Source organism: Bacillus sp. MYb209 (genome assembly GCF_002975175.1).
Lineage (GTDB): Bacteria > Bacillota > Bacilli > Bacillales > Bacillaceae_G > Bacillus_A.
Genome location: NZ_PCNZ01000001.1, coordinates 366,609 through 390,142, shown reverse-complemented (window position 1 = coordinate 390,142; position 23,534 = coordinate 366,609). Strand labels below are relative to the sequence as shown.

Below are 23,534 nucleotides of genomic sequence, written 5' to 3'. Positions count from 1 at the left end.
AGCTCCGATACGTATACTATAAAAGGTGGATGTGACCTAGATGTGAACATGGAGTGAAAGAGAGAGGGAGTTTCAAATAAAAGATAGAAAGAACAAAAAAATAAGACCATCACATATAGGATGGTCAAGGGAAGGGGACAATTTATGTCAATTTAATTAGGGATGGAAGCTATTCAAAGACACTGGGGAATGTCTTATAAATTAGGGAGGAACAGCTCCGATACGTATACTATAAAAGGTAGATGTGACCCTCGTGTGAACTTGGAGTGAAAGATATGGGAATTTGAAAAGGGATAAAATAGTTGTTGTTGTTGTTGTTGTTGTTGTTGTTGTTGTTGTTGTTGTTGTTGTTGTTGTTGTTGTTGTTGTAAGAGTTATAGTATAAGTGGAGATATAATAGAAAATATTCTTTTGTAAAACGATAGGAGTCTGAATATAAAAAAAAGTTGAAATCTATGAAAAAAAGGATTATGCTCAACTATATTATGAGAATATAAGGTTTATCCCGCTACTTGTAGGCTCTTAAAGAGTCTTTATTTATGGGGGGATAAAAGCTTCAATTGATAAAGGGAGTTAGTGATATGGAAGTAGCAAAAAAACAAGGGTTGTATAATCGCTTTATACGATTAAATCCACCACAAATTTTAGCATTAGGCTTTTTTTGTTTAATTGTGGTCGGAGGATTGTTATTAAAGTTACCGTTTGCAACGAAAGTACATATTAGTTGGGTAGATGCTTTCTTTACAGCTACGTCGGCAGCGACTGTAACCGGTTTAGGTGTTGTAGATACTGCAAGTACGTTTACGATGTTTGGTGAAATTGTTATTATGTTTTTAATTCAAACGGGTGGTCTCGGCCTTATGACGATTGCCATTTTAATTGTTTGGGTATTAGGTAAAAAAATCGGTTTACGCCACCGATTATTAATTGGAGAAGCATTTAATCAAACAAATATTGGTGGTCTTGTGAAATTAGTGAAACGTGTCTTTATTTTTTCTATTTGTATTGAGCTAATTGGGGTTATCTTTTTATCGATTCGCTTTATTCCAGAGTTTGGTTTTGGAAAAGGTTTATACTATAGTATTTTTCACGTTATTGCGTCATATAATAATGCCGGCTTTGCGCTTTGGCCAGATAATTTAACAAGATATGTAGGAGATCCTATTATTAATATTGGGATTTGTTCTTTAATTGTAATAGGAGGATTAGGGTTTACTGTATTAATTGATATATGGTATAGCCGTAGTTTCCGAAAATTATCGCTGCACTCCAAAATCATGATTGTTGGAACAATAGCACTTAATGTTATTGCGATGATTGTGATTTTTGTATTGGAATATAATAATGTGAAGACTTTGGGACATTTATCTTTAAATGAAAAGTTATGGGCTTCGTTCTTCCAAGGAATTACACCTCGTACAGCCGGTTTTAACACGGTAGATTATGGGGGGATGGAAGAGTCATCGATACTATTTACGATGGTATTAATGTTTATTGGTGCGGGAAGTGTATCGACAGGCGGTGGAATTAAGTTAACGACATTTGTTATTTTAATTACATCAGTTCTTTCTTTCTTTAGAAAGAAAGAGGATTTTGTTTTATTTCAGCGTACGATTAAAATGTCGACAGTAACGAGAGCGTTAGCAATTGTCGTTGCTAGTCAAATACTTATTTTTACAGCGGTATTTGTATTAATGCTTACAGAAGACTTCAGTTTTATTCAGTTATTATTTGAGACAATTTCAGCGTTTGGCACAGTAGGGTTAACAATGGGGATTACTGCGAAGCTATCGGCGTTTGGAAAATGTATTATTATGTTTGTTATGTTTTGTGGATTAATCGGACCGTTAACACTTGTGTTCTCTTTGGCACGACCAGCGAAACAAAAAATTAAATATCCATCAGAAGATGTATTTACAGGATAAGGTATCCCGCATAAAGCGAGATACCTTTTTCTTTTTAAAAAAGAGAGAACAATAAACCAATAAGCGCCACTCGGAATAAAATCGCAATGAGTGCAGCGATACCACCCACAATGGCAGCGATACCGCCAGTTACAGTAGCTCCACGATTATAAGCGTAAATACCAAGTAGAACAGACACAAGACCAAATAGTGTTGGGAATGTGAATAATGATAATATTGCTAAGGCAAGAGCAATAAAACCAGCAGTCGATCCAGCTGCAGATGATCTTACATCATCGTTATCTTTATCATCATAATCAATACGCTGTGGTGCAACTTCAGCTGCGTATTCTTCTTTATAATCACTATCTATCCGATCTCTTTTTTTATATTCATCAAATTTCTCAGTCAAAGTAAGGACTCCTTTCATAACAAGGTTCAATAGTAGTATGTTTCTCTTTACTGTTTTTATCCGAACCTGTACAGGGAGTAATATCCAATTGGAAAGTGAAAAATGTTTTTTCAAAATAGGAAAGCTTAGTATGACTTTCTCTATTTTGGAAAGTATAAAAAAGAATAATGAGGAAAGGGTGTAGTACATAATGGAACATCCAATTGAAAATTTAATGAAAACAGCAATGACAAATTTAAAAGAGATGGTAGATGTAAATACGATTGTTGGAAGTCCGGTTTCAACAGCTGACGGAAATGTAGTATTAACAGTATCTCAAGTAGCTTTTGGTTTTGGAGCTGGTGGAAGTGACTTTAAAGGGGATTTTATTTCTGAAAAACATAATGGTGGACAAGGGCAGCATAAAGAGAACAAGCAAGGGCATCCATTTGGAGGCGGAAGTGGGGCTGGGGTTTCCATTAGCCCAGTGGCTTTTTTAGTAGTTGGTTCTAACGGTGTACAGGTATTGCATCTCAATAGTAGCACCCATTTAATCGAAAAAGCTTTAAATGCTGTACCAAGCACTGTAGATAAATTTGTGAACGGTCGCTAAAGGTGAACTTGCATTTTTTAGGAATTGTGATATATTAGAAAAAGTGCGCTTAAGGACGATTGAAATAATTGAAATGTAAATATATATGATGTGCGAAATAAGGGAGAGGAATTTATGATTAATATCAAAAATTTGATAGTCGGCTTATTTATGCTAGTAAGCGGATTTGTTGTATATGTAATAAAAGAAAAAGCTCCATTTTAAAACAGACAAACCGTTAATGTCTGTTTTTAATTTGTAAAAAATGTTGACAGTATGTAGTATCGGTGATAAAATATTAATTCGTGTCTCGGTTACAACTAGTGTAAAGTGAATATTTCTTATGAATACAATATGAAAAGTTTGCGAAAGATCGGGTAATTTTATCAACAACTTTTGTGAACAGACCCTATAAATTGTGTTTGTAAGCTTTATATGTATACTAGTGAATCAAGGAGCGGTCAGTGGAACCGTAATGATGAGAGAGAGGTAGGGCTTTCATCCAGTATATGTTACTTTCCCGTTAGGTGAATATAAAAAAGAGGGCTCCTTGTGAAAAGGAGCCCTCTTTCTTTTGTGTATTGTGATTTGTAAAAATTTAAATGCGACTTTCAACCTGCTGACAAATTTCATCTGTTGTTAAACCATGAGCTGTAATTACCGATCCTTTTATTGATGTATCTGCAATACCCATCACATTAGAATCTTGCCCAGTTACAACACAACAATCGCACCCTTGTGCATCGTGTTCTGAGTTAAGTGTAACGACTTCATGTCCATGTTGCTGAAGAGCTTGTTGAACATCTGTTAACGAATTTTCAACGCCAATTCTAGCCATAATTCTCACCTCCTACCATCTAGTTGTTAGTATGCTCAAGTTTTTAGCATATATTATAAAAAGATGGTAGAAGAGTATATGCGTTTAGTCGTTATATACACCAGTAAGCATTTGAGTAACGAATTGATCATTTAATGTATCTTGTGTTGAAGCGTTATTAGACTGAATATCGATTGAAGCAGTAAAGTTATTATATTCTCTGCTATTTGGTTCTACTTCTACGTAATTATCGAATTTACAAAAACCTTTCGTATCCATTAGATCAAATAGTTGCAGCATTTCTACTACCTCTTCTCTCGTGCCTTTAATTTGTACATACGCCATTTTTATTTCCTCCTTCATTTTGACAAATTGTTTTTTAAAAATAGGATTATGATTGCGAAATGAAAAATATGAATGTTATTTTTAGACAGCGTTATTTTTGTTATTTTCCCCCTTTTTCACCAAAAGTCGTTGTTTATTCCCGAATATATAAAATCGGAGGTCCGTTTATTGAATACAATAGATTCGCACCATTTAACGAAAATCCTTCTCTTAAACAAATAATTTTTTTAGTGGAAATTAGCGAAAAAAATATTTTGACTTTTTGTAAACGCTAACAATGTTGTTAAATCAATATAATCAAAGATGTACGTACGATTAAAAATTATAAATTTTCTAAAAATTCACTTGATTTATTTGAAAAGGAGAGTAAACTAGGAAACAATAAAAAATTCATAGAACATAGGGGGCGCTTTCAAGTGAACGAGCAGTGGATTTTCTTAAATGGAGAATTTGTTCCAAAAGACGAAGCAAAAGTTTCAGTATATGATCATGGCTATTTATATGGCGATGGGGTGTTCGAAGGGATTAGAGTATATAGCGGTAATGTTTTCCGTTTGAGAGAGCATCTTGTCCGGTTATATGAATCAGCGAAATCCATTATGCTAGAAATTCCATATACGTTAGAAGAAGCAACGAAGATCGTTGTTGAAACGATTCGACAAAACAAACTATCTAATGGATATATTCGCCTCGTAGTATCAAGAGGACCAGGGAATCTTGGATTAGATCCTGATTCTTGTACGAAACCAAATGTAGTAGTAATTGCAGAACAATTATCTTTATTCCCACAAGAATATTATGAAAAAGGAATTCCGATTGTAACAGTTGCAACGCGTCGCAATCGCCCGGATGTTTTATCACCTCAAGTAAAATCTTTAAATTACTTAAATAATATTCTAGTTCGCATTGAGGCGAAACTAGCTGGAGTACAAGAAGCACTTATGTTAAATGATCAAGGGTACGTAGCTGAAGGCTCTGGAGATAACGTATTTATTGTGAAGGGAAATAAATTAATTACACCACCAAGTTCTGCTGGAGCGTTAGAAGGTATTACACGAAACGCGATTTTAGAAATCGGCGAAAAACTTGGATATGACGTAAGAGAAGAATTATTTACAAGGCACGATGTATATGTAGCTGATGAAGTGTTTTTAACAGGAACAGCTGCTGAAGTAATTGCTGTTACGACAGTAGATGGGAGAACGATTGGTTTAGGTAGAACAGGGCCACATACGAATCGTTTATTAGAAGAATTCCATAAATTAGTTATAGAAGATGGAGAGAAAATTTACGAAGAAAATAAAGTTGGATAATAGCTCTTTATGACATGATAAAGCGTTGATAGGGAGGAGTAGTTGACTGTGAAGCCTCACAGAGAGTCGGTGGTTGCTGGAAACCGATGGTTCACGTCGACGAACATCACCCTTGAGTGCTAAGCTGAAGCGTTTGTTTAGGCTTAGACGGTAGCTCCGTTATTAGCTAGACTCATCCCGAGTCACTGAGGCAAGAGTAATCTTGCAAAGAAGGGTGGTACCGCGAAATCTTTCGTCCCTTCAGCACATAGCTGGAGTGTGGACGTAGGATTTTTTATTTTATAAATGTTTAAAAAAAGGGGGCTTATAAGAAAAATGTCTGCAAAAACGGAAGAGAAACTGGCAACTGGTGCACAGCTATTGTTAGAAGCGCTAGAAAAGGAAGAAGTAGAAGTGATTTTCGGTTATCCAGGTGGTGCGGTTTTACCTCTATATGATGCGCTTTATGATTGTGAAATTCCACATATTTTAACAAGGCATGAGCAAGGTGCAATTCATGCTGCTGAAGGATATGCAAGAATTACAGGAAATCCAGGAGTGGTAATTGCAACAAGTGGACCGGGTGCTACAAATGTTATTACTGGTCTAGCTGATGCGATGATTGATTCATTACCGCTTGTTGTATTTACAGGGCAAGTAGCAACAACGTTAATCGGAAGTGATGCTTTCCAAGAAGCAGATATTATGGGGCTTACGATGCCGGTGACAAAACATAATTATCAAGTGCGAAAAGCATCGGATTTACCTCGAATTATTAAAGAAGCGTTTCATATTGCTAGAACAGGAAGACCAGGCCCAGTCGTAATTGATCTTCCGAAAGATATGGTCGTAGAGCAAGGCGAGAGATGTAGCGACGTACAAATGGATTTACCAGGATACCAGCCTAATTATGAACCGAATCTACTACAAATAAACAAATTATTACAAGCGATTGAGGTCTCAAAAAAGCCATTAATTTTAGCTGGAGCAGGTGTATTGCATGCGAAAGCATCGAAAGAATTAACAAGTTTTGCTCGCAAATATCATATTCCAGTTGTTCATACATTACTTGGTCTTGGTGGGTTTCCGCCAGATGATGAACTATTTTTAGGGATGGGAGGAATGCACGGTTCATACACCGCAAATATGGCGTTATATGAATGTGACTTACTTATTAATATAGGCGCAAGATTTGATGATCGTCTTACTGGGAATTTAGCTTATTTTGCTAAAGAAGCGATTGTCGCACATATAGATATTGATCCAGCGGAAATTGGGAAAAATGTGCCGACTGAAATTCCTATTGTTGCAAGTGCGAAGCAAGCATTAGAAGCTCTACTCACTTTTAAAGAAGGGGAAGTAGATCACAATGATTGGCTTTCGTTATTGAATAGTAGAAAAGAAAAATACCCTCTTGCTTACAAAGAACATTCGGAACGTATTAAACCTCAATATGCAATTGATATGTTATATGAAATTACGAAAGGAGAAGCGATTGTAACAACAGATGTTGGGCAACATCAAATGTGGGCAGCTCAATATTATCCACTGAAAAACCCAGATAGATGGGTAACCTCTGGAGGATTAGGAACAATGGGATTCGGGTTTCCAGCAGCAATAGGTGCACAAATCGCAAAGCCTGAAGAACTAGTTATTGCAATTGTCGGTGATGCTGGATTTCAAATGACACTACAAGAACTTAGTGTGTTAAAAGAGCATTCTTTACCAGTTAAAGTTTTTATTTTAAATAATGAAGCTTTAGGGATGGTAAGACAATGGCAAGAGGAATTTTATAATAGGCGATATTCGCACTCCTTACTTTCATGCCAACCAGATTTTGTCGCGCTTGCCAATGCATATGGCATAAAAGGTATTCGTATTGAAGACCCACTTCTTGCAAAGCAACAATTACAGTATGCAATTGAATTAAGAGAGCCTGTTGTAATTGATTGCCGTGTACTTCAATCTGAAAAGGTTATGCCGATGGTTGCCCCAGGGAAAGGGGTTCACCAAATGGAGGGAGTGGAGAAAAGGTGAAGAGAATTGTAACAGCGACAGTTCGAAATCAAAGCGGTGTGTTAAATCGAATTACAGGTGTTATGACACGTAGACATTTTAATATTGAAAGTATTTCAGTAGGTCATACGGAATCATCGGATATTTCGAGAATGACGATTGTTGTACACGTTGAAAATGAACAGCAAGTTGAGCAGTTAATTAAACAACTTCATAAGCAAATCGATGTACTGAAAGTATCAGATATTACAGAAGAAGCGATGATCGCTAGAGAACTTGCACTTATTAAAGTAGCAACGTCTGTAGCAAGAGCAGAATTATATAGTTTAATTGAACCATTTCGAGCCACTGTAATAGATGTTGGGAAGGATTCCATAGTGGTGCAAGTAACAGGTACTCAGGAGAAAGTAGAAGCGTTAATTGAATTACTTCGTCCATACGGTTTGAAAGAAATTGCTAGAACAGGTGTAACGGCATTTACACGTAGTATGAAAAAACAAGATAAACAAGTTATGTTAATTCAATAATTATTTAAAAAATAGGGGGAAATGAAAATGGCGAAAGTTTATTATGAAAAAGACGTAACGGTAAATGTATTAAAGGAAAAGAAAGTAGCAATCATCGGATATGGATCGCAAGGCCATGCGCATGCGCAAAACTTACGTGATAACGGATTTGATGTGGTAGTAGGACTGAGGAAAGGGAAGTCATGGGATAAGGCGAAAGAAGACGGTTTTTCTGTATATACAGTAGCGGAAGCAGCAGAAAAAACAGATGTAGTAATGATTCTACTACCTGATGAATTACAGCCGGAAGTATATGAAGCTGAAATTGCACCAAACTTACAAGGTGGCAATTCTCTCGTTTTCGCGCATGGATTTAATGTTCACTTTGATCAAGTAAAACCGCCAGCTAATGTAGATGTATTTCTAGTAGCACCGAAAGGTCCAGGACATCTAGTACGTCGTACGTTTGCGGAAGGGGGAGCTGTTCCTGCATTATTTGCAGTATATCAAGATGCAACAGGAATTGCGACTGAAAAGGCACTCTCCTATGCAGATGGAATTGGAGCGACGAGAGCGGGTGTACTAGAAACAACGTTTAAAGAAGAAACAGAAACAGATTTGTTTGGAGAGCAAGCTGTACTTTGCGGCGGAGTGACTGCACTTGTAAAAGCGGGATTTGAAACGCTAGTTGATGCTGGCTATCAACCTGAACTTGCATATTTTGAATGTTTACATGAACTGAAACTAATTGTTGATCTTATGTACGAAGGCGGACTTGAAAATATGAGATATTCAGTTTCAGATACAGCGCAGTGGGGTGACTTCGTATCGGGACCACGCGTTGTTACTGAAGATACAAAGAAAGTGATGGGGGAAGTATTAGCAGAAATTCAAGATGGTACATTTGCAAGAGGCTGGATTGCAGAGCATAAAGCAGGAAGACCAAATTTCCAGGCGACAAATGAGAAAGAAAATGAACATGAAATCGAAGTAGTTGGACGTAAATTACGTGAAATGATGCCTTTTGTACAGCCGCGAGTAAAGGTAGGGATTAAATAATATGAAGCAGATTTTGTTCATGGATACGACGCTTCGTGATGGCGAACAATCACCAGGAGTTAATTTAAATGAACAAGAAAAATTACAAATTGCGAGGCAACTAGAGAGACTTGGAATTAATGTAATGGAAGCTGGATTCGCAGCGGCTTCTGAAGGTGATTTTCAATCGGTAAAACGTATCGCAAATACCATTCAAAGTGCTACGGTTATGAGTTTAGCTAGAGCAAAGGAAAGCGATATTCGAAGAGCATATGACGCAGTGAAAGGTGCTGTCTCGCCTCGTTTACACGTATTTTTAGCTACGAGTGATATTCATATGAAATATAAGCTTTGTATGTCTAAAGAAGATGTATTAGATAGCATTCATCGCTCAGTTACACTCGGAAAATCATTATTTCCAACAGTACAATTTTCAGCAGAAGATGCGACAAGAACATCGAGAGCATTTTTAGCTGAAGCAGTAGAAGTAGCGATTCGTGCAGGAGCGAATGTAATCAATATTCCTGATACAGTTGGATATACGAATCCAGAAGAATATTATTCTCTTTTTAAATATTTACAAGAATCCGTTCCTTCGTATGAAAAAGCAATTTTCTCTTGTCACTGTCACGATGATCTTGGGATGGCAGTAGCGAATTCGTTAGCTGCAGTTGAAGGCGGAGCGTTACAAGTAGAAGGAACGATTAACGGAATTGGAGAAAGGGCAGGAAATGCAGCCTTAGAAGAAGTCGCAGTTGCTCTCCATATTAGAAAAGATTTCTATGAAGCAGAATCCTCTATGACGTTAAAAGAAATTAAAGCGACAAGCACATTGGTAAGTCGTTTAACAGGTATGATTGTACCGAAAAATAAAGCGATTGTTGGAGCAAATGCATTCGCTCATGAATCAGGTATTCATCAAGATGGTGTTTTAAAAGAAGTGACGACATATGAAATTATTGAACCGGCGCTTATAGGTGAATCTCAAAACCTATTTGTACTTGGAAAACATTCTGGACGTCATGCATTTACCGAAAAAATGAAAGAACTTGGCTATGAATTTACGAACGAAGAACGAGATGCTATATTTGAAGCATTTAAAAAATTAGCTGATCGAAAAAAGGAAATTACAGAAGAAGATTTACGTGCGCTTATGCTTGGTGAAGCAGCATTTTCGGCACAACAATATAGCATTACACAATTGCAAGTACACTTCGTATCAAATAGTACACAGTGCGCAACAGTTGTACTGAAAGATGAGGAAGGAAATGTATACGAAGATGCAGCAACTGGTTCTGGAAGTATTGAAGCGATTTATAATGCAATTCAAAGAATTTTAGGATTAGAATGTGAATTGGCGGATTATCGCATCCAATCTATTACGCAAGGTCAAGATGCACTTGCTCATGTACATGTTGAATTAAAAGAAGGAACGCATCAAGTATCAGGTTTTGGTGTTGCACAAGACGTATTAGAAGCATCGGCGAGAGCGTATGTCCATGCGGCTGGAAAATTGAAATCTTTTATAACTCTTGTGAAATAAGTATTTGATAGGTGAGGAAGTCTTTCCCCACCTATCGAAATAAAGTTCTGAAAATTCAGTCAAAGGGGTGCTCGAATTGGAAAAACGTATCGTTTGTTTAGCTGGTGATGGTGTAGGGCCGGAAATTATGGAAAGTGCGAAAGAAGTATTGTATATGGTAGAGAGATTATACGGTCATCGTTTTTATTTGCAGGATGAGCACTTTGGCGGAGCTGCTATTGATTTAAGCGGGCAGCCATTGCCACAACGAACGCTTGCAGCTTGTTTAGCGAGTGATGCAGTATTACTTGGAGCAGTTGGTGGACCACGGTGGGACGCTGCGAAAGAAAGACCGGAAAAAGGCTTACTAGCTCTGAGAAAAGGGCTTGGTGTATTTGCAAACGTTCGTCCTGTGACGGTAGAAAGTGCAACCTCGCATTTATCACCATTAAAAAATACTGATGAAATTGACTTCGTTGTCGTTCGTGAACTAACAGGTGGTATTTATTTCTCTTATCCGAAAGAAAGAACGGAAGAATCGGCAACTGATACACTTACGTACCATCGTCATGAAATTGAACGCATCGTTTCGTATGCTTTTCAATTAGCGAGTAAGAGACAGAAAAAAGTAACGTCCATTGATAAGGCGAATGTTTTAGAGTCTAGCAAACTATGGAGAACTGTGGCAGAAGAAGTAGCACTACGTTATCCAGGTGTTGAATTAGAGCATATTTTAGTAGATGCAGCTGCTATGGAGTTAATTCGGAACCCAAGGAGATTTGACGTTATCGTAACAGAAAATTTATTTGGTGACATTTTAAGTGACGAGGCTTCTGTATTAGCTGGGTCATTAGGAATGCTTCCATCAGCGAGTCATGCGGAAAACGGGCCGTCTTTATATGAGCCTATTCACGGATCAGCACCAGATATTGCAGGGAAAAATAAAGCAAATCCAATTGCGATGATGCGTTCAGTTGCGATGATGCTGGGGCAATCATTTGGATTAACGAGAGAAGGGTATGCAATTGAATCTGCAATATCTGCAGTTCTTCAATCTGGAAAATGTACAGCTGATATTGGGGGAGATGAGACGACAACTTCATTTACGAAAGCGGTTATTCAAGAAATGGAAGAGCAAGCGCTAGTAGGGAGAGGACGATAATGGGAAAAAGATTACTAGATAAGCTTTGGGAAAGACATGTAGTTGCAACGAATGAAAATGGATTGGATTTATTATATATCGATCTTCATCTCGTTCATGAAGTAACGTCACCGCAAGCCTTTGAAGGCTTGCGGCTTGCAAATCGAACTGTACGGAGACCGGAATTAACGTTTGCAACGATGGACCATAATATTCCAACGATAGATGTTTGGAATATTACCGATCGTATTGCGAAGCAGCAATTGGATACACTTCGTGAGAACTGTAAACAATTTCAGGTGTCATTAGCTGATATTGGTGATGAAGAGCAAGGAATCGTTCACGTTATAGGACCAGAACTTGGACTCACACAGCCAGGGAAAACGATTGTTTGTGGTGATAGTCATACAGCAACCCACGGTGCTTTCGGAGCGTTAGCATTTGGCATTGGTACGAGTGAGGTAGAACATGTATTAGCAACGCAAACGTTGTGGCAACGAAAGCCGAAAGCGATGGGAATTGAATTAAAAGGAAAGTTACCAAAAGGCGTTTATGCAAAGGATATTATTTTGCATCTCCTTTCAAAGTACGGTGTAGCAGTTGGAACTGGGTATGTAATGGAATTTTACGGTGAGACGATTCATGCTATGGAAATGGAAGAGAGAATGACACTTTGCAATATGACAATTGAAGGGGGAGCGAAAGCTGGCATCATTGCACCAGATGAGAAAACATTTTCTTATGTAAAAGGGCGTGAATATGCACCGAAAGACTATGAAACGTTTATGGGAAAATGGTCGGAGCTTTATACAGATTTAGATGCAATTTATGATTTACATATTTCGATAGATGTTACGGATTTAGCACCGTATGTCACTTGGGGAACAAATCCTAGTATGGGTGTTCGAATTGATGAAAAATTACCAGAAAAACATGATAAAAATGATGAAAGAGCATATTCGTATATGGGATTGAGTCCTGGACAAAGTACTTTTGAAATTCCAGTTCAGCATGTCTTCATTGGGTCTTGTACAAATTCTCGATTATCTGATTTAGAAATTGCAGCATCTGTTGTAAAAGGGAAAAAAGTGAAAGACGGTGTGCGAGCCCTCGTTGTGCCTGGTTCTAAAAGGATAAGAGAAGCAGCGATGCAAAAAGGATTACATCACATATTTGAAGAAGCGGGATTTGAATGGAGAGAGCCTGGATGTTCAATGTGTCTTGGAATGAATCCGGATCAAGTGCCTGAAGGGGAACATTGTGCATCTACTTCAAATCGTAATTTTGAAGGAAGGCAAGGGAAAGGAGCACGAACACATTTAGTAAGCCCAGCTATGGCAGCAGCGGCTGCGTTATATGGTCATTTTGTTGATATTAGAAAGGAGAATTATGATGGAGCCATTTCGTATTCATAAAGGTACTGCCGCAGTACTTATGAATGATAACATTGATACAGATCAAATTATTCCGAAGCAATATTTAAAGAGAATTGAAAGGACGGGATTTGGAAAATATTTATTTGATGAGTGGCGTTATGATAATGAGCGCCATGAAAATCCTAATTTCCCTCTTAATGCGCAAGAACGAAAAGGAGCAAGTATATTAATTACGGGTGATAATTTTGGGTGCGGTTCTTCAAGAGAACATGCTCCGTGGGCGCTTGCTGATTATGGTTTCCGCGTTATTATCGCCGGGGGATTTGCAGATATTTTTTATATGAATTGCATGAAAAATGGTATGTTGCCGATTGTAATGGATAAAGAAATGCGTGAACAACTTGCTAAAACGGATACGAGAGAACAAATAGAAGTAGATTTAGAGAATGAGGTAATTACAACGAATACGCATAGGTTTCATTTTACAATCGAGAAAATGTGGAAAGAGAAATTATTAAATGGTTTAGATGAAATTAGCATTACGATGCAATACGAACGAGAAATTGGAGAGTATGAAAGAGAGATAGCCTTATATTAATAAAAGACGGAATATTAAAAATCTATTTACATTCAGAATTAACTGTTATATACTATGTGAAAATCAGAGGAGAAAGGGAGTAAGTATTATGAATATCGTGCAATCTATTAAAATGCTTACACAACTACATCATCATACATGAAACCCTTGAACCTAACGTGAAAACGTGTAGGCACAAGGGTTATTCCCGTTGTACCTACACTCTACTAAAGAGCCTTGTAGGTATTTTTCTACAAGGCTCTTTTTATTTTCGGTTTAGGTGAATGGAATGAGCATACATTAGAGAAGGAAAGGTGTGTGAAATGAGATGACAAAGTGGAAGCGTGCAAATCCGAATGGAACGAGGGATTACTTATTCGAAGAATGTACGTTAATTGAAGAAGTGGAACAAAAATTAAGACGGACCTTTTTAGAGAGAGGTTATGAAGAAATAAGGACACCAACAATTGAATTTTACGATGTTTTTGCATTTCAAAATAGGCCAATAGATGAAGAAAAGATGTATAAATTTTTTGATGAAAAAGGGCGGATTATCGTTTTACGCCCAGATATGACAATTCCTTTAGCAAGAGTAATTGGAACGCAGAGATGGGACACTCCTCTTAAAGTTACATATAGTGGAAATGTATTTCGAGCGAATGAGTCTCTTTCTGGAAAATATAATGAAATGGTACAAAGTGGTATTGAAATTATCGGGATTGATAATGTAAGAGCGGAAATTGAGTGTGTCATAAGCGTAATTCAAGCACTTCAAAAATTGAAGGTACAATCTTTTACAATTGAGATTGGGCAAGTGCAGTTATATAAATGTATTGTAAAAAAACTCTCCATTCATGATGAAGAAGAGAGGTTACTTAGAACATATATTGAGAGTAAAAATTATGCCGGTCTCTCAAATTTTATCGAAGAAAAAAAATTAGATCGGTGTGATGAAACAGTAAGATTACTTGAGAAGTTGCCAAGGTTATTCGGGAGTTTAGATGTTATTGAGGAAGCAGAAAAACTCGCCTCAAGTAATGAAATGAAAATGGCCATTGCAAGAGTGAAAGAAATATATGAAACAATTGAACAGTTAGGATATGCCTCTTACATATCAATTGATTTAGGTATGGTTCAACATTTGGATTATTATACGGGTGTTATTTTCAAAGGGTATATATATGAAATTGGAGAAGAGATTGTTAGTGGCGGAAGATATGATGAGTTAATTGGAAATTTTGGAGAGATGATGCCAGCTGTTGGGCTCGCGGTGCAAGTAAATCAAATAGTTAAGGCACTTCAAGAGCAGCAAGAACCATATAAACGAAAGAGAATAGATATTATGATTCATTATGAGTTAAATAGATTAGCAGAAGGGGAAAGGTTACGAAATTTACTTCAAAAGGACGGGAAGAATGCCCAGTTATCTTTATTCTCTAATTTAAATGATACTTTTCAATTTGCAAACAAGTATAAAATAATGACAGTCGTTGAGGCGAAGAGTGAGTCACTAGTGGAATATGTATGGAGAGAGAAATGGATCATCCAGAAAGAAGGGGAGGCTTCATGCGTAACATTCAAATTGCGTTAACGAAAGGAAGATTAGAAAAGCATGTTATTCCACTGTTTGAAAAAATTGGAATTGATTGTTCGGAGCTCAAAGATAAAGGAAGAAAACTTGTGTTTAAAAGTAAAAACACAAACATTTCATTTATTTTAGTGAAAGCGGTAGATGTTGCTACTTATGTAGAACATGGCGTAGCTGATATTGGAGTCGTTGGAAAAGATATATTAATGGAATTTGAGAAAGATATATATGAGATGGTGGATTTAGGAGTAGGCGTGTGTAAATTTTGTGTCGCTTCTATTCCTACGTATAATCCGAAGAGTTATCGAAAAAAACGAATTGCTACGAAATATCCGCACATTACTTCTACATATTTTCATGATAAAGGGGAGGATGTAGAAATTATTAAAATAGAAGGATCTGTAGAGATTGCTCCACTTCTAGGTTTGGCAGATGCAATTGTTGATATTGTTGAAACAGGAAAAACATTACAAGAAAACGGGTTAATTGTATTTGAGGAAATGTGCTCTATATCAGCTCGAATGATTGTGAATAAGGCTGCATTGAAAACTAAAAAAGACGAAATATTCGGTATTATAAATATGATGGAACAAGAAATTTTGTCAGGGAAATAGGGGGAATTTAAATGGAGATAGTTTTTGAAGATTTCCAAGAGGCTTTATCGAAAATAAAATTGCTACGAGAAAGCGCTAATATAATAGAAGAAACTGTTCAAAGAAGTGTAAGCGAAATTGTTCAAAACGTAAGGGAGAGTAAAGATGAAGCTGTATCGTTCTATACAAAAAAGTTTGATGGTGTAGAGATAAAAAATTTTCGTGTAAGTGCAGAAGAAATAAAACAAGCAAGTAAGTTTGTAGAACAAGCTTTTTTAGAAGCGTTAGAAGAGGCAAAGAAAAACATTGTCTCGTATCACGAAAAGCAAAAAAGACAATCTATGTTCGATTGCGTGAGTGAAGGGGTAATTAGAGGACAGCTCATTCGGCCGTTAGAAAATGTAGGTGTATATGTGCCAGGCGGGACTGCTTCGTATCCTTCATCAGTATTAATGAATACATTGCCAGCAAAACTCGCAGGAGTGAAAAAAATTGTAATGGTAACACCGCCGAGGCAAGGAGGAATTGATCCGCATATTTTAGCTGCTGCAAGTCTTGCAGGTGTAGATGAAATTTATATGGTCGGTGGTGCTCAAGCAATTGCTGCTCTAGCATATGGAACGGAATCGATTCCTAAAGTAGATAAAATAGTTGGACCTGGAAATTTGTATGTTGCTCTAGCGAAGCGAGAAGTATATGGGATAGTCAATATCGATATGATTGCTGGACCATCAGAAATTGTAGTTATCGCAGATGAAACAGGAAATGCCAATTATATTGCTGCGGATTTATTATCACAAGCAGAGCATGATGAAAGAGCGACTGCTATTTGTATTACAACGAATGTACAGCTTGCTAAAGAAGTAGAAAGAGAAATAGAAAGACAGCTAGAGACGTTACCAAGAAGTGAAATAGCTCGTGAATCAATAAAAAGAAATGGAGCAATTTTTATTGTCCCTTCTTTAGAAGAGGCGTTTCATTTATCAAATGAAATCGCTCCAGAACATTTAGAGTTACACATAAAAGAGCCAATGAATGCTCTAGCTTATGTAAAGCATGCTGGATCAATTTTTCTTGGTCCATATGCACCTGAACCGCTCGGAGATTATTTGGCGGGGCCGAATCACGTATTACCGACAAGTGGAACGGCAAGGTTTTTCTCTCCGTTATCCGTCGATGATTTTGTGAAAAAATCAAGCTTCGTTTCTTATACGAAAGAAGCGTTAAGAAGTGTACAGCATCATATTGTAGAACTTGCAAATAAAGAAGGTTTACATGCACACGCAAGAGCGATCCAAATTAGGTTTAAGGAGGAAGAATAATGCGCCAATCCAGTCAAGCACGTGAGACGACTGAAACAAAGATTAAATTAAGTTTGCAGCTCGATGAAAGTACGAATGTTTCTGTGCAAACGGGAGTTGGTTTTTTTGATCATATGCTAACTTTATTTGCTAGGCATGGAAGATTCGGTTTGCAAGTTGAAGCTGAAGGTGATGTATTCGTTGATGCGCATCATACGGTTGAAGATGTTGGAATTGTACTCGGAACTTGCTTGAAAGAAGCATTGCAAAATAAAGAGGGGATTAACCGTTACGGCTCAGCGTATGTACCGATGGATGAATCTTTAGGATTTGTCGCGATTGATATAAGCGGGCGCTCATATATTGTATTTCAAGGTGAATTAACAAATCCGAAGCTTGGAGATTTTGACACAGAATTAACGGAAGAATTTTTTAGAGCAGTTGCTCATGCGGCAAATATTACATTACATGCTCGCATTCTATACGGAAGCAATACACATCACAAAATTGAAGCTTTATTTAAAGCATTTGGTCGAGCGCTTAGAGAGGCAGTCGATAAAAATGCCAACATTAATGGTGTAAATTCAACGAAAGGGATGTTGTAATTGATTGCAATTATAGATTATGGAATGGGAAATATTCGCAGTGTGGAACAAGCATTAAAGTATATTGGAGCAGAGTACATCATAACGGATGATAAAGAAGAAATATTGAGAAGTGATGGAGTTATTTTACCTGGAGTAGGCGCATTTCCGAAAGCGATGGACGTTTTAGAAGAAAAAGATTTAGTATGTGTGCTAAAAGAAGTTGGGAGCTCAGGAAAACCGCTCCTTGGCATATGCTTAGGAATGCAGTTATTATTTGAAAAAAGTGAGGAACTACAAAATTGTAACGGATTAAATTTATTGCCAGGTGTCATTCGAAAGTTAAAAGTTCCTTATAAAATTCCACATATGGGGTGGAATGAATTAAAAAAAGAAGGAGAAATATCGCTTTGGAATGGAGTCGAGGACGGTTCTTTCGTATATTATGTCCACTCTTATTATGCAGATTGTCCGAATGAAATTGTGTATGGGGCAAGTGAGTATGGAGTGCAAGTACCTGGTTTTGTAGCAAAAGGAAATATATTTGGCGCACAGTTTCATCCTGAAAAAAGTGGTGAAATTGGAATGCAAATGTTAAAAAATTTCAAAGGGGTGGTAGAAGCATGGAAATCTTCCCAGCTATCGATTTAAAAGAAGGGCGATGTGTAAGGCTTTATCAAGGAGAATTTAGTAAAGAAACGGTGATGAATGAAGATCCAGTCGCACAAGCAATCGTATTTGAACAACTTGGAGCGAAAAGATTACACATTGTTGATTTAGATGGTGCAATTGCTGGGGAGGCAGTAAATTTGCCTGTCATTGAAAAAATATGCAGAGCGGTACGCATTCCGGTGCAAGTTGGAGGAGGTGTTCGGTCACTTGCAGCAGTAGAGAAGTTATTGTCAGTGGGTGTAGAAAAAGTGATTTTAGGAACAGCTGCACTTTATGATAAGTCATTTTTAGAAGAAACAGTTCGTCTATATAACGAGAAAATCATTGTTGGAATTGACGCGAAAAATGGTTTCGTAGCAACGAGGGGCTGGTTAGATGTATCTGAAATTTCTTACATTGATTTAGCGAAGCAAATGGAAAGTTTAGGTGTTCAAACGATTGTGTTTACAGATATCTCAAAAGATGGGACGCTTGCAGGTCCGAACTTTGAACAATTAGAGCTACTGCAAAAAAGCGTGGGCATTCGTGTGATTGCTTCTGGAGGAGTGGCATCTATTCAAGATGTGAAAAGATTAAATGATATGAATATATATGGAGTCATAATTGGTAAGGCTCTTTACGAGAAAACGATTGATTTAGAAGAAGTGTTACAGGTTACAAAGCTATGTTAGCGAAACGAATTATACCATGTCTAGATGTAAAAGAAGGGCGGGTAGTAAAGGGAGTAAATTTTATAGGATTACAAGACGTCGGTGATCCTGTTGAAATAGCTGCTTTATACAATGATGCGGGAGCAGATGAAATTGTATTTTTAGATATTACTGCAACGCATGAAGGGCGAAAAACGATTATAGATGTTGTAGAAAAAACGGCTTCAAAAGTATTTATTCCTCTTACTGTTGGAGGGGGGATTTCAGATGTTCAAGATATGTACAATTTACTAAGAGCTGGAGCAGATAAAGTTTCGATTAACTCAGCTGCCGTAAGAAATCCAAAGCTAATCCAGGAAGGGGCAGAACACTTTGGATCGCAATGTATGGTCGTAGCGATCGATGCTAGAAAAGTAGAAGAGGATAAATGGAATGTATATGTAAATGGTGGAAGACTTAATACTGGAATGGATGCAATCGAATGGGCGAAGCACGTTGTTAAGCTCGGAGCAGGAGAAATTTTACTGACGAGTATGGATGCAGATGGAACGAAAAATGGATATGATCTTCGTTTAACAGAAACAATTTCAAACAGCGTTTCCGTCCCAGTAATCGCGTCAGGAGGATGTGGCCATGCGGATCACATTATAGAAGTATTTCAAAAAACAACAGTTGATGCAGCATTAGCAGCATCAATCTTTCATTATGGTGAAGCGACTGTACAGGATGTGAAGAGGAAATTAAGAGAAGCAAACGTTGAGGTGAGGTTATGAAACCTAACTTTTCAAAAGGATTGATACCAGCTGTTGTTGTCGAGGAAGATACGAAAGAAGTTTTAATGTTAGCTTATATGAATGAAGAAGCGTATGACAAGACGCTGGAAACGAAAAGAACATGGTTTTATTCCCGTTCGAGACAATCGTTATGGAATAAAGGAGGTACATCGGGAAATGTCCAATATGTTCAATCACTTTATTTAGACTGTGATCAAGATTCAATCGTTGTTGTCGTAAAGCAAGTAGGGCCTGCTTGCCATACGGGAGAAAAAACGTGTTTTCACTATAAAATTATATAGGGGGATACATATGGAAGATATCCTTAAGTTATTATTTGAAACAATTGAAGAACGAAAGAAAAATCCACTCTCTGAATCATATACGAATTATTTATTTTCAAAAGGTGAAGATAAAATTTTAAAGAAAATTGGTGAGGAGTGCACAGAAGTAATTATTGCGTCTAAAAATAATGATAAAGAAGAACTAGTAAAAGAAATGGTTGATGTGTTTTATCACTGTTTTGTTCTATTAGCTGAAAAAAATATTTCATTAGAAGATGTCATGCAAGAAGTGAAAGAAAGAAATGGAAAGCTTTCGAGAGTAGGGGATCGAAGAGAAATAGATACATTATAAGGGGGGGAATATGGATGAAAGTAGATTATCATCTTCATTTAGAGGAAGGCCCATATTCAATAGGCTGGCTTGCTAAAATAAATGATGCACTACAATATTTTGAACCGCTTAAAGAAGATAAACATTCAATGGAATGGCTTATGAAAACACAAGAACGCCTGAAAAAACGTGTGAAGGAAGGTCCATTTACAGCGAAATGGATTGATTTATATTTAGAAGAGGCTTTGCGAAAAGGTATAAAAGAAGTTGGTATTGTCGATCATTTATATCGTTTTCATGAAGCGAAAGGATATTATGAAAAGTATGTAGATATTAGTGATTCTAAGCTTGGTCGTTTACAAAAAGAATGGTTAGATCAAGTAAGAGTAACGTCTCTTTATGATTTTACAAAGGCGATAGAAGAGGCAAAAGAGAGATGGAATAAACAAGGGGTAACGCTCAAACTTGGAATTGAAGCGGATTATTTTATCGGGGGTGAACAAGAGTTAAAAGGCTTACTAGCATTAGGAGACTTTGATTATGTAATCGGTTCGGTCCATTTTATAGATGGATGGGGATTTGATAATCCAGATACGAAAGAGTATTTTGGTACGCATGAGTTACATACTTTATATCACACGTTTTTCGCTACAGTTGAAAGTGCCGTTCGTTCTGAGCTCTTTGATATTATAGCTCACCTCGATAACATAAAAGTATTTAATTACCGGTTAGATGAGAATGAACAGCTTTCTTATTATAAGGAAATCGCTCGTGCTTTAGTGGAAACAAATACAGCAACAGAAATAAATGCAGGGTTGTACTATCGTTATCCTGTGCGCGAAATGTGTCCAAGTCCGCTTTATTTACAAGTATTAGCTAAACATGGAGTTCCGATTACTCTATCCTCAGATGCTCATTATCCGAATGATTTAGGAAAGTATGTGAAAGAGAATATAAAGACATTACGCAATCATGATATTTCTCACATAGCTACATTTACGAAACGAGTAAGAACGATGAGATTGCTTGAAGAAGAAGTGACAATTTTAAAATGAAGCACGATTTTTTGATGAAAACCACCCTTTTTGTTCAAAATAAGAAAGAATAAAAAGGAGGGTGGAAAATGGCGGAACAACAAAATAAACAAAACGTACAAGTGGCGGAGCAAGCCTATACTTCTGAAACGAGTAATACAGCTAACTCTGTTATTGAGGAACAAATTAGCGATACAGTTGCAGAAGGAACAATCGATGCGAAGCTTGGGAAAGAATCGCAAGAAAAAGCGTAAAAAGAGGGGAGAGTTGCATCTCCTCTTTTTTTATGGAAAAGTGTCGATTTTCAAAACTATAATCAAATTCCTTGGTTTTTATATGTGGATTTCTTACAATGAAATATAAGAGATATCTTATTTTCTATAGAAGAGGTGTTAGTAGTGGCGAAAATATTAGTAGCAGGGAAAATTCCAGAAATCGGATTAGAACTATTAAAGAATCATGATGTAGAAATGTACGATAAAGAAGAGTTAATTTCTTTAAAGGAATTAACAGAGCGTGTAAGAGATAAAGATGCATTGTTAAGTTTACTTTCTACAAAGGTGACGAAAGAAGTTATTGATGCGGCATCTAATTTAAAGATTGTTGCAAACTACGGTGCTGGTTACGATAATATTGATTTCACGTATGCAGGAGAAAAAGGAATTACAGTATCGAATACACCGAAAGTATCAACTGAAGCGACAGCAGAATTAACATTTGCACTTCTTTTAGCAGCGGCACGTAGAATTCCTGAAGGGGATACGTTATGTCGTACAACTGGATTTAACGGCTGGGCACCATTATTTTTCTTGGGTCGTGAAGTGCACGGTAAGACAATTGGAATTATTGGCCTTGGAGAAATTGGGAAGGCAGTTGCAAAGCGTGCGAAAGCATTTGGAATGGATATTTTATATACAGGGCCAAATCGTAAGCCTGAAGCTGAAAGTGAACTGGGAGCAACATATGTAACATTGGAAGAATTATTACAAACAGCAGACTTTATTACAATTAACTGTGCTTATAACCCGAAATTACATCATATGATTGATGAAGAACAGTTTAAAATGATGAAGAAAACAGCATATATTGTAAATGCTTCACGTGGACCAATTATGAATGAATTTGCACTTGCTCATGCACTAAAAACAAATGAAATTGAAGGTGCAGCTCTTGACGTGTTTGAATTTGAACCGAAAATTACAGAAGAGCTAAAAGGATTAAAGAATGTGGTACTTGCTCCTCACGTAGGGAATGCAACATTCGAAACGCGTGATGCAATGGCTGAAATGGCAGTAAGAAATATTTTAGCTGTATTAAATGGTGAAGAACCTGTAACACCTGTAAATCAAAAAGTATTGGTTACAAAATAAGGGTGTCCATCCTCTCTTTGATTATTAGCCCTCACCAATCGGGCTACCCGTAAATAGCGAGATAAAAAGAAACCTTCCGAAACGGAAGGTTTTTCTTATTTTTCTTTATTTGCTTTTTTAGAAGGTCTTTGTCTAATAAATTGAGATAACATATACAAAATGTATAGTGGAATGGCAATGAATAAGAAAACAGAAATGTTGCCAAAACTTGTTTGGTACATTGTAATAATAATTCCAACTAAAAATAGTGTAATAATTATGCTATATCGTGGAATTGGTACGTCTTTTAAACTTGGGATACGAACACGGCTCACCATTAAAAATGCGAACGTTACAAATACGGTAATGAGAACGATTTTTGGAATGGTATGTGAAAATAATGTTAAGAAAGCGACAAGCCCTCCTGCTGCAGTAATCGGAACTCCAGTGAAATATTTCATAGAAGTAGAAGATGGTGTTACATTAAATCGTGCTAAGCGATATGCTCCGAACAGAGGGAATAATCCCGCTATGTATAGTCCAATGATTCCGTAGTTGGAAAAAGATGTGTAATACATTAAAACAGCAGGTGCTGCGCCAAATGTTACAACATCCGCGAGTGAATCAAGCTCTTTTCCCATTTGTGAATCAACGCGTAATAAACGAGCGACACGACCATCAAGACTGTCTAACATCATCCCGATCAGTACTAAAATAGCAGCTGATTTATAATATCCTAAAGATGCATAGCCGATTGACAAAAATCCGCTATATAAATTTCCGAGCGTAAATAAGTTTGGAATAGCTGCTCTATACAAAATCTGATCCCTTGCTTTCTGTTATAAATTCTTAATTAGT

General features: G+C 37.0%; 28 protein-coding genes and 1 other annotated feature. Of the genes, 24 read left to right on the top strand and 4 right to left on the bottom strand.

The window, feature by feature from the left end:
- Window positions 1–581 precede the first annotated feature (581 nt).
- A complete protein-coding gene (locus CQZ94_RS02170; protein ID WP_002140965.1) occupies window positions 582–1,925 on the top strand; it encodes a TrkH family potassium uptake protein in 1,344 nt (447 codons plus the stop codon).
- 34 nt (window positions 1,926–1,959) lie between these two features.
- On the opposite strand, the gene CQZ94_RS02165 is transcribed toward CQZ94_RS02170, so the two are convergent.
- A complete protein-coding gene (locus CQZ94_RS02165; RefSeq protein ID WP_097881431.1) occupies window positions 1,960–2,334 on the bottom strand; it encodes an imidazole glycerol phosphate synthase in 375 nt (124 codons plus the stop codon).
- Between the two features lie 172 nt (window positions 2,335–2,506).
- On the opposite strand from CQZ94_RS02165, the gene ytfJ reads away from it, so the two are divergent.
- Together ytfJ and CQZ94_RS02155 are read left to right on the top strand one after the other, a co-directional pair.
- A complete protein-coding gene (gene ytfJ / locus CQZ94_RS02160) occupies window positions 2,507–2,908 on the top strand; it encodes a GerW family sporulation protein (protein WP_105584104.1) in 402 nt (133 codons plus the stop codon).
- 114 nt (window positions 2,909–3,022) lie between these two features.
- Window positions 3,023–3,112 (top strand): phosphoribosyl-ATP pyrophosphatase, encoded by a 90-nt coding sequence (locus CQZ94_RS02155; RefSeq protein ID WP_142395725.1) that lies wholly within the window; start codon window positions 3,023–3,025, stop codon window positions 3,110–3,112.
- Between the two features lie 373 nt (window positions 3,113–3,485).
- Here the strand turns inward: CQZ94_RS02155 and CQZ94_RS02145 are convergent, their stop codons facing one another.
- Window positions 3,486–3,725, bottom strand: coding sequence for a YkuS family protein (locus CQZ94_RS02145; protein WP_142395724.1), 240 nt, complete (start codon window positions 3,723–3,725; stop codon window positions 3,486–3,488).
- An 84-nt stretch (window positions 3,726–3,809) separates the two neighbouring features.
- Entirely contained in the window at window positions 3,810–4,049 is a 240-nt protein-coding gene (locus CQZ94_RS02140; protein WP_105584101.1) for a DUF3911 family protein, read from the bottom strand.
- Between the two features lie 59 nt (window positions 4,050–4,108).
- Here CQZ94_RS02140 and CQZ94_RS32215 point away from each other — a divergent pair, with 59 nt between their 5' ends.
- The 21 genes from CQZ94_RS32215 to CQZ94_RS02035 all read left to right on the top strand — a co-directional run bounded on the left by CQZ94_RS32215 (window position 4,109) and on the right by CQZ94_RS02035 (window position 22,697).
- Window positions 4,109–4,324 carry a hypothetical protein gene (locus CQZ94_RS32215; protein WP_105584100.1) on the top strand — a complete coding sequence of 72 codons (216 nt, stop codon included), beginning with the start codon at window positions 4,109–4,111 and terminating at the stop codon, window positions 4,322–4,324.
- A gap of 141 nt (window positions 4,325–4,465) precedes the next feature.
- Window positions 4,466–5,362 carry a branched-chain-amino-acid transaminase gene (ilvE, locus tag CQZ94_RS02130; protein ID WP_105584099.1) on the top strand — a complete coding sequence of 299 codons (897 nt, stop codon included), beginning with the start codon at window positions 4,466–4,468 and terminating at the stop codon, window positions 5,360–5,362.
- Between the two features lie 16 nt (window positions 5,363–5,378).
- Window positions 5,379–5,605, top strand: a binding site (T-box leader).
- Window positions 5,606–5,677: 72 nt separating this feature from the next.
- Window positions 5,678–7,378: an acetolactate synthase large subunit gene (gene ilvB, locus CQZ94_RS02125; RefSeq protein ID WP_105584098.1), complete on the top strand. Its 1,701-nt coding sequence runs from the start codon at window positions 5,678–5,680 to the stop codon at window positions 7,376–7,378.
- Window positions 7,375–7,884 (top strand): acetolactate synthase small subunit, encoded by a 510-nt coding sequence (gene ilvN / locus CQZ94_RS02120; RefSeq protein WP_000822949.1) that lies wholly within the window; start codon window positions 7,375–7,377, stop codon window positions 7,882–7,884. Before ilvB ends, ilvN begins: the two co-directional genes overlap by 4 nt.
- A 27-nt stretch (window positions 7,885–7,911) precedes the next feature.
- Window positions 7,912–8,922, top strand: coding sequence for a ketol-acid reductoisomerase (ilvC, locus tag CQZ94_RS02115; protein WP_142395723.1), 1,011 nt, complete (start codon window positions 7,912–7,914; stop codon window positions 8,920–8,922).
- A 1-nt stretch (window position 8,923) separates the two neighbouring features.
- Entirely contained in the window at window positions 8,924–10,444 is a 1,521-nt protein-coding gene (leuA, locus tag CQZ94_RS02110) for a 2-isopropylmalate synthase (protein ID WP_105584096.1), read from the top strand.
- 76 nt (window positions 10,445–10,520) lie between these two features.
- Window positions 10,521–11,585, top strand: coding sequence for a 3-isopropylmalate dehydrogenase (gene leuB, locus CQZ94_RS02105; protein WP_105584095.1), 1,065 nt, complete (start codon window positions 10,521–10,523; stop codon window positions 11,583–11,585).
- Window positions 11,585–12,979, top strand: coding sequence for a 3-isopropylmalate dehydratase large subunit (gene leuC, locus CQZ94_RS02100; protein ID WP_105584094.1), 1,395 nt, complete (start codon window positions 11,585–11,587; stop codon window positions 12,977–12,979). The genes leuB and leuC overlap by 1 nt, the downstream gene beginning before the upstream one ends.
- The gene (gene leuD, locus CQZ94_RS02095; protein WP_142395722.1) at window positions 12,957–13,538 is read left to right on the top strand and encodes a 3-isopropylmalate dehydratase small subunit; all 582 of its coding nucleotides are present in this window, start codon (window positions 12,957–12,959) and stop codon (window positions 13,536–13,538) included. The genes leuC and leuD overlap by 23 nt, the downstream gene beginning before the upstream one ends.
- A 307-nt stretch (window positions 13,539–13,845) precedes the next feature.
- On the top strand, window positions 13,846–15,108 hold the full coding sequence (locus CQZ94_RS02090; protein ID WP_105584092.1) for an ATP phosphoribosyltransferase regulatory subunit: 1,263 nt from the start codon (window positions 13,846–13,848) through the stop codon (window positions 15,106–15,108).
- Complete coding sequence (gene hisG / locus CQZ94_RS02085) at window positions 15,084–15,719, top strand: ATP phosphoribosyltransferase (RefSeq protein WP_002158672.1); 636 nt, start codon at window positions 15,084–15,086, stop codon at window positions 15,717–15,719. The genes CQZ94_RS02090 and hisG overlap by 25 nt, the downstream gene beginning before the upstream one ends.
- Before the next feature lie 11 nt (window positions 15,720–15,730).
- The gene (hisD, locus tag CQZ94_RS02080) at window positions 15,731–17,020 is read left to right on the top strand and encodes a histidinol dehydrogenase (protein ID WP_105584091.1); all 1,290 of its coding nucleotides are present in this window, start codon (window positions 15,731–15,733) and stop codon (window positions 17,018–17,020) included.
- Window positions 17,020–17,604, top strand: a complete 585-nt coding sequence (gene hisB / locus CQZ94_RS02075) for an imidazoleglycerol-phosphate dehydratase HisB (protein WP_105584090.1) — start codon at window positions 17,020–17,022, stop codon at window positions 17,602–17,604. Before hisD ends, hisB begins: the two co-directional genes overlap by 1 nt.
- Window positions 17,605–18,234, top strand: coding sequence for an imidazole glycerol phosphate synthase subunit HisH (gene hisH, locus CQZ94_RS02070; RefSeq protein ID WP_105584089.1), 630 nt, complete (start codon window positions 17,605–17,607; stop codon window positions 18,232–18,234).
- Window positions 18,207–18,926, top strand: coding sequence for a 1-(5-phosphoribosyl)-5-[(5-phosphoribosylamino)methylideneamino]imidazole-4-carboxamide isomerase (hisA, locus tag CQZ94_RS02065; protein ID WP_105584088.1), 720 nt, complete (start codon window positions 18,207–18,209; stop codon window positions 18,924–18,926). The genes hisH and hisA overlap by 28 nt, the downstream gene beginning before the upstream one ends.
- Entirely contained in the window at window positions 18,920–19,678 is a 759-nt protein-coding gene (gene hisF / locus CQZ94_RS02060; protein WP_105584087.1) for an imidazole glycerol phosphate synthase subunit HisF, read from the top strand. Before hisA ends, hisF begins: the two co-directional genes overlap by 7 nt.
- Entirely contained in the window at window positions 19,675–19,980 is a 306-nt protein-coding gene (gene hisI, locus CQZ94_RS02055; RefSeq protein ID WP_105584086.1) for a phosphoribosyl-AMP cyclohydrolase, read from the top strand. The genes hisF and hisI overlap by 4 nt, the downstream gene beginning before the upstream one ends.
- A gap of 10 nt (window positions 19,981–19,990) precedes the next feature.
- Entirely contained in the window at window positions 19,991–20,314 is a 324-nt protein-coding gene (hisE, locus tag CQZ94_RS02050; protein ID WP_105584085.1) for a phosphoribosyl-ATP diphosphatase, read from the top strand.
- 14 nt (window positions 20,315–20,328) lie between these two features.
- Window positions 20,329–21,348, top strand: coding sequence for a histidinol phosphate phosphatase domain-containing protein (locus CQZ94_RS02045; protein WP_105584084.1), 1,020 nt, complete (start codon window positions 20,329–20,331; stop codon window positions 21,346–21,348).
- Between the two features lie 68 nt (window positions 21,349–21,416).
- Window positions 21,417–21,581, top strand: a complete 165-nt coding sequence (locus CQZ94_RS02040) for a YozQ family protein (protein ID WP_105584083.1) — start codon at window positions 21,417–21,419, stop codon at window positions 21,579–21,581.
- 144 nt (window positions 21,582–21,725) lie between these two features.
- A complete protein-coding gene (locus tag CQZ94_RS02035) occupies window positions 21,726–22,697 on the top strand; it encodes an NAD(P)-dependent oxidoreductase (protein WP_105584082.1) in 972 nt (323 codons plus the stop codon).
- A 95-nt stretch (window positions 22,698–22,792) separates the two neighbouring features.
- On the opposite strand, the gene pssA is transcribed toward CQZ94_RS02035, so the two are convergent.
- Window positions 22,793–23,494, bottom strand: a complete 702-nt coding sequence (pssA, locus tag CQZ94_RS02030; RefSeq protein ID WP_002011698.1) for a CDP-diacylglycerol--serine O-phosphatidyltransferase — start codon at window positions 23,492–23,494, stop codon at window positions 22,793–22,795.
- Between the last annotated feature and the right edge of the window lie 40 nt (window positions 23,495–23,534).

Coding starts and splice junctions, on each gene's coding strand:
- CQZ94_RS02090 (WP_105584092.1), top strand. CDS start 13,846: ATGACAAAGTGGAAGCGTGCAAATCCGAATGGAACGAGGGATTACTTA.
- CQZ94_RS32215 (WP_105584100.1), top strand. CDS start 4,109: ATGAAAAATATGAATGTTATTTTTAGACAGCGTTATTTTTGTTATTTT.
- CQZ94_RS02145 (WP_142395724.1), bottom strand. CDS start 3,725: ATGGCTAGAATTGGCGTTGAAAATTCGTTAACAGATGTTCAACAAGCT.
- ilvC (WP_142395723.1), top strand. CDS start 7,912: ATGGCGAAAGTTTATTATGAAAAAGACGTAACGGTAAATGTATTAAAG.
- hisD (WP_105584091.1), top strand. CDS start 15,731: ATGGAGATAGTTTTTGAAGATTTCCAAGAGGCTTTATCGAAAATAAAA.
- hisE (WP_105584085.1), top strand. CDS start 19,991: ATGGAAGATATCCTTAAGTTATTATTTGAAACAATTGAAGAACGAAAG.
- CQZ94_RS02170 (WP_002140965.1), top strand. CDS start 582: ATGGAAGTAGCAAAAAAACAAGGGTTGTATAATCGCTTTATACGATTA.
- hisI (WP_105584086.1), top strand. CDS start 19,675: ATGAAACCTAACTTTTCAAAAGGATTGATACCAGCTGTTGTTGTCGAG.
- hisB (WP_105584090.1), top strand. CDS start 17,020: ATGCGCCAATCCAGTCAAGCACGTGAGACGACTGAAACAAAGATTAAA.
- hisG (WP_002158672.1), top strand. CDS start 15,084: ATGCGTAACATTCAAATTGCGTTAACGAAAGGAAGATTAGAAAAGCAT.
- ytfJ (WP_105584104.1), top strand. CDS start 2,507: ATGGAACATCCAATTGAAAATTTAATGAAAACAGCAATGACAAATTTA.
- CQZ94_RS02155 (WP_142395725.1), top strand. CDS start 3,023: ATGATTAATATCAAAAATTTGATAGTCGGCTTATTTATGCTAGTAAGC.
- CQZ94_RS02165 (WP_097881431.1), bottom strand. CDS start 2,334: ATGAAAGGAGTCCTTACTTTGACTGAGAAATTTGATGAATATAAAAAA.
- ilvB (WP_105584098.1), top strand. CDS start 5,678: ATGTCTGCAAAAACGGAAGAGAAACTGGCAACTGGTGCACAGCTATTG.
- leuC (WP_105584094.1), top strand. CDS start 11,585: ATGGGAAAAAGATTACTAGATAAGCTTTGGGAAAGACATGTAGTTGCA.
- hisA (WP_105584088.1), top strand. CDS start 18,207: ATGGAAATCTTCCCAGCTATCGATTTAAAAGAAGGGCGATGTGTAAGG.
- leuD (WP_142395722.1), top strand. CDS start 12,957: ATGGAGCCATTTCGTATTCATAAAGGTACTGCCGCAGTACTTATGAAT.
- hisF (WP_105584087.1), top strand. CDS start 18,920: ATGTTAGCGAAACGAATTATACCATGTCTAGATGTAAAAGAAGGGCGG.
- CQZ94_RS02045 (WP_105584084.1), top strand. CDS start 20,329: ATGAAAGTAGATTATCATCTTCATTTAGAGGAAGGCCCATATTCAATA.
- leuA (WP_105584096.1), top strand. CDS start 8,924: ATGAAGCAGATTTTGTTCATGGATACGACGCTTCGTGATGGCGAACAA.
- CQZ94_RS02140 (WP_105584101.1), bottom strand. CDS start 4,049: ATGGCGTATGTACAAATTAAAGGCACGAGAGAAGAGGTAGTAGAAATG.
- CQZ94_RS02040 (WP_105584083.1), top strand. CDS start 21,417: ATGGCGGAACAACAAAATAAACAAAACGTACAAGTGGCGGAGCAAGCC.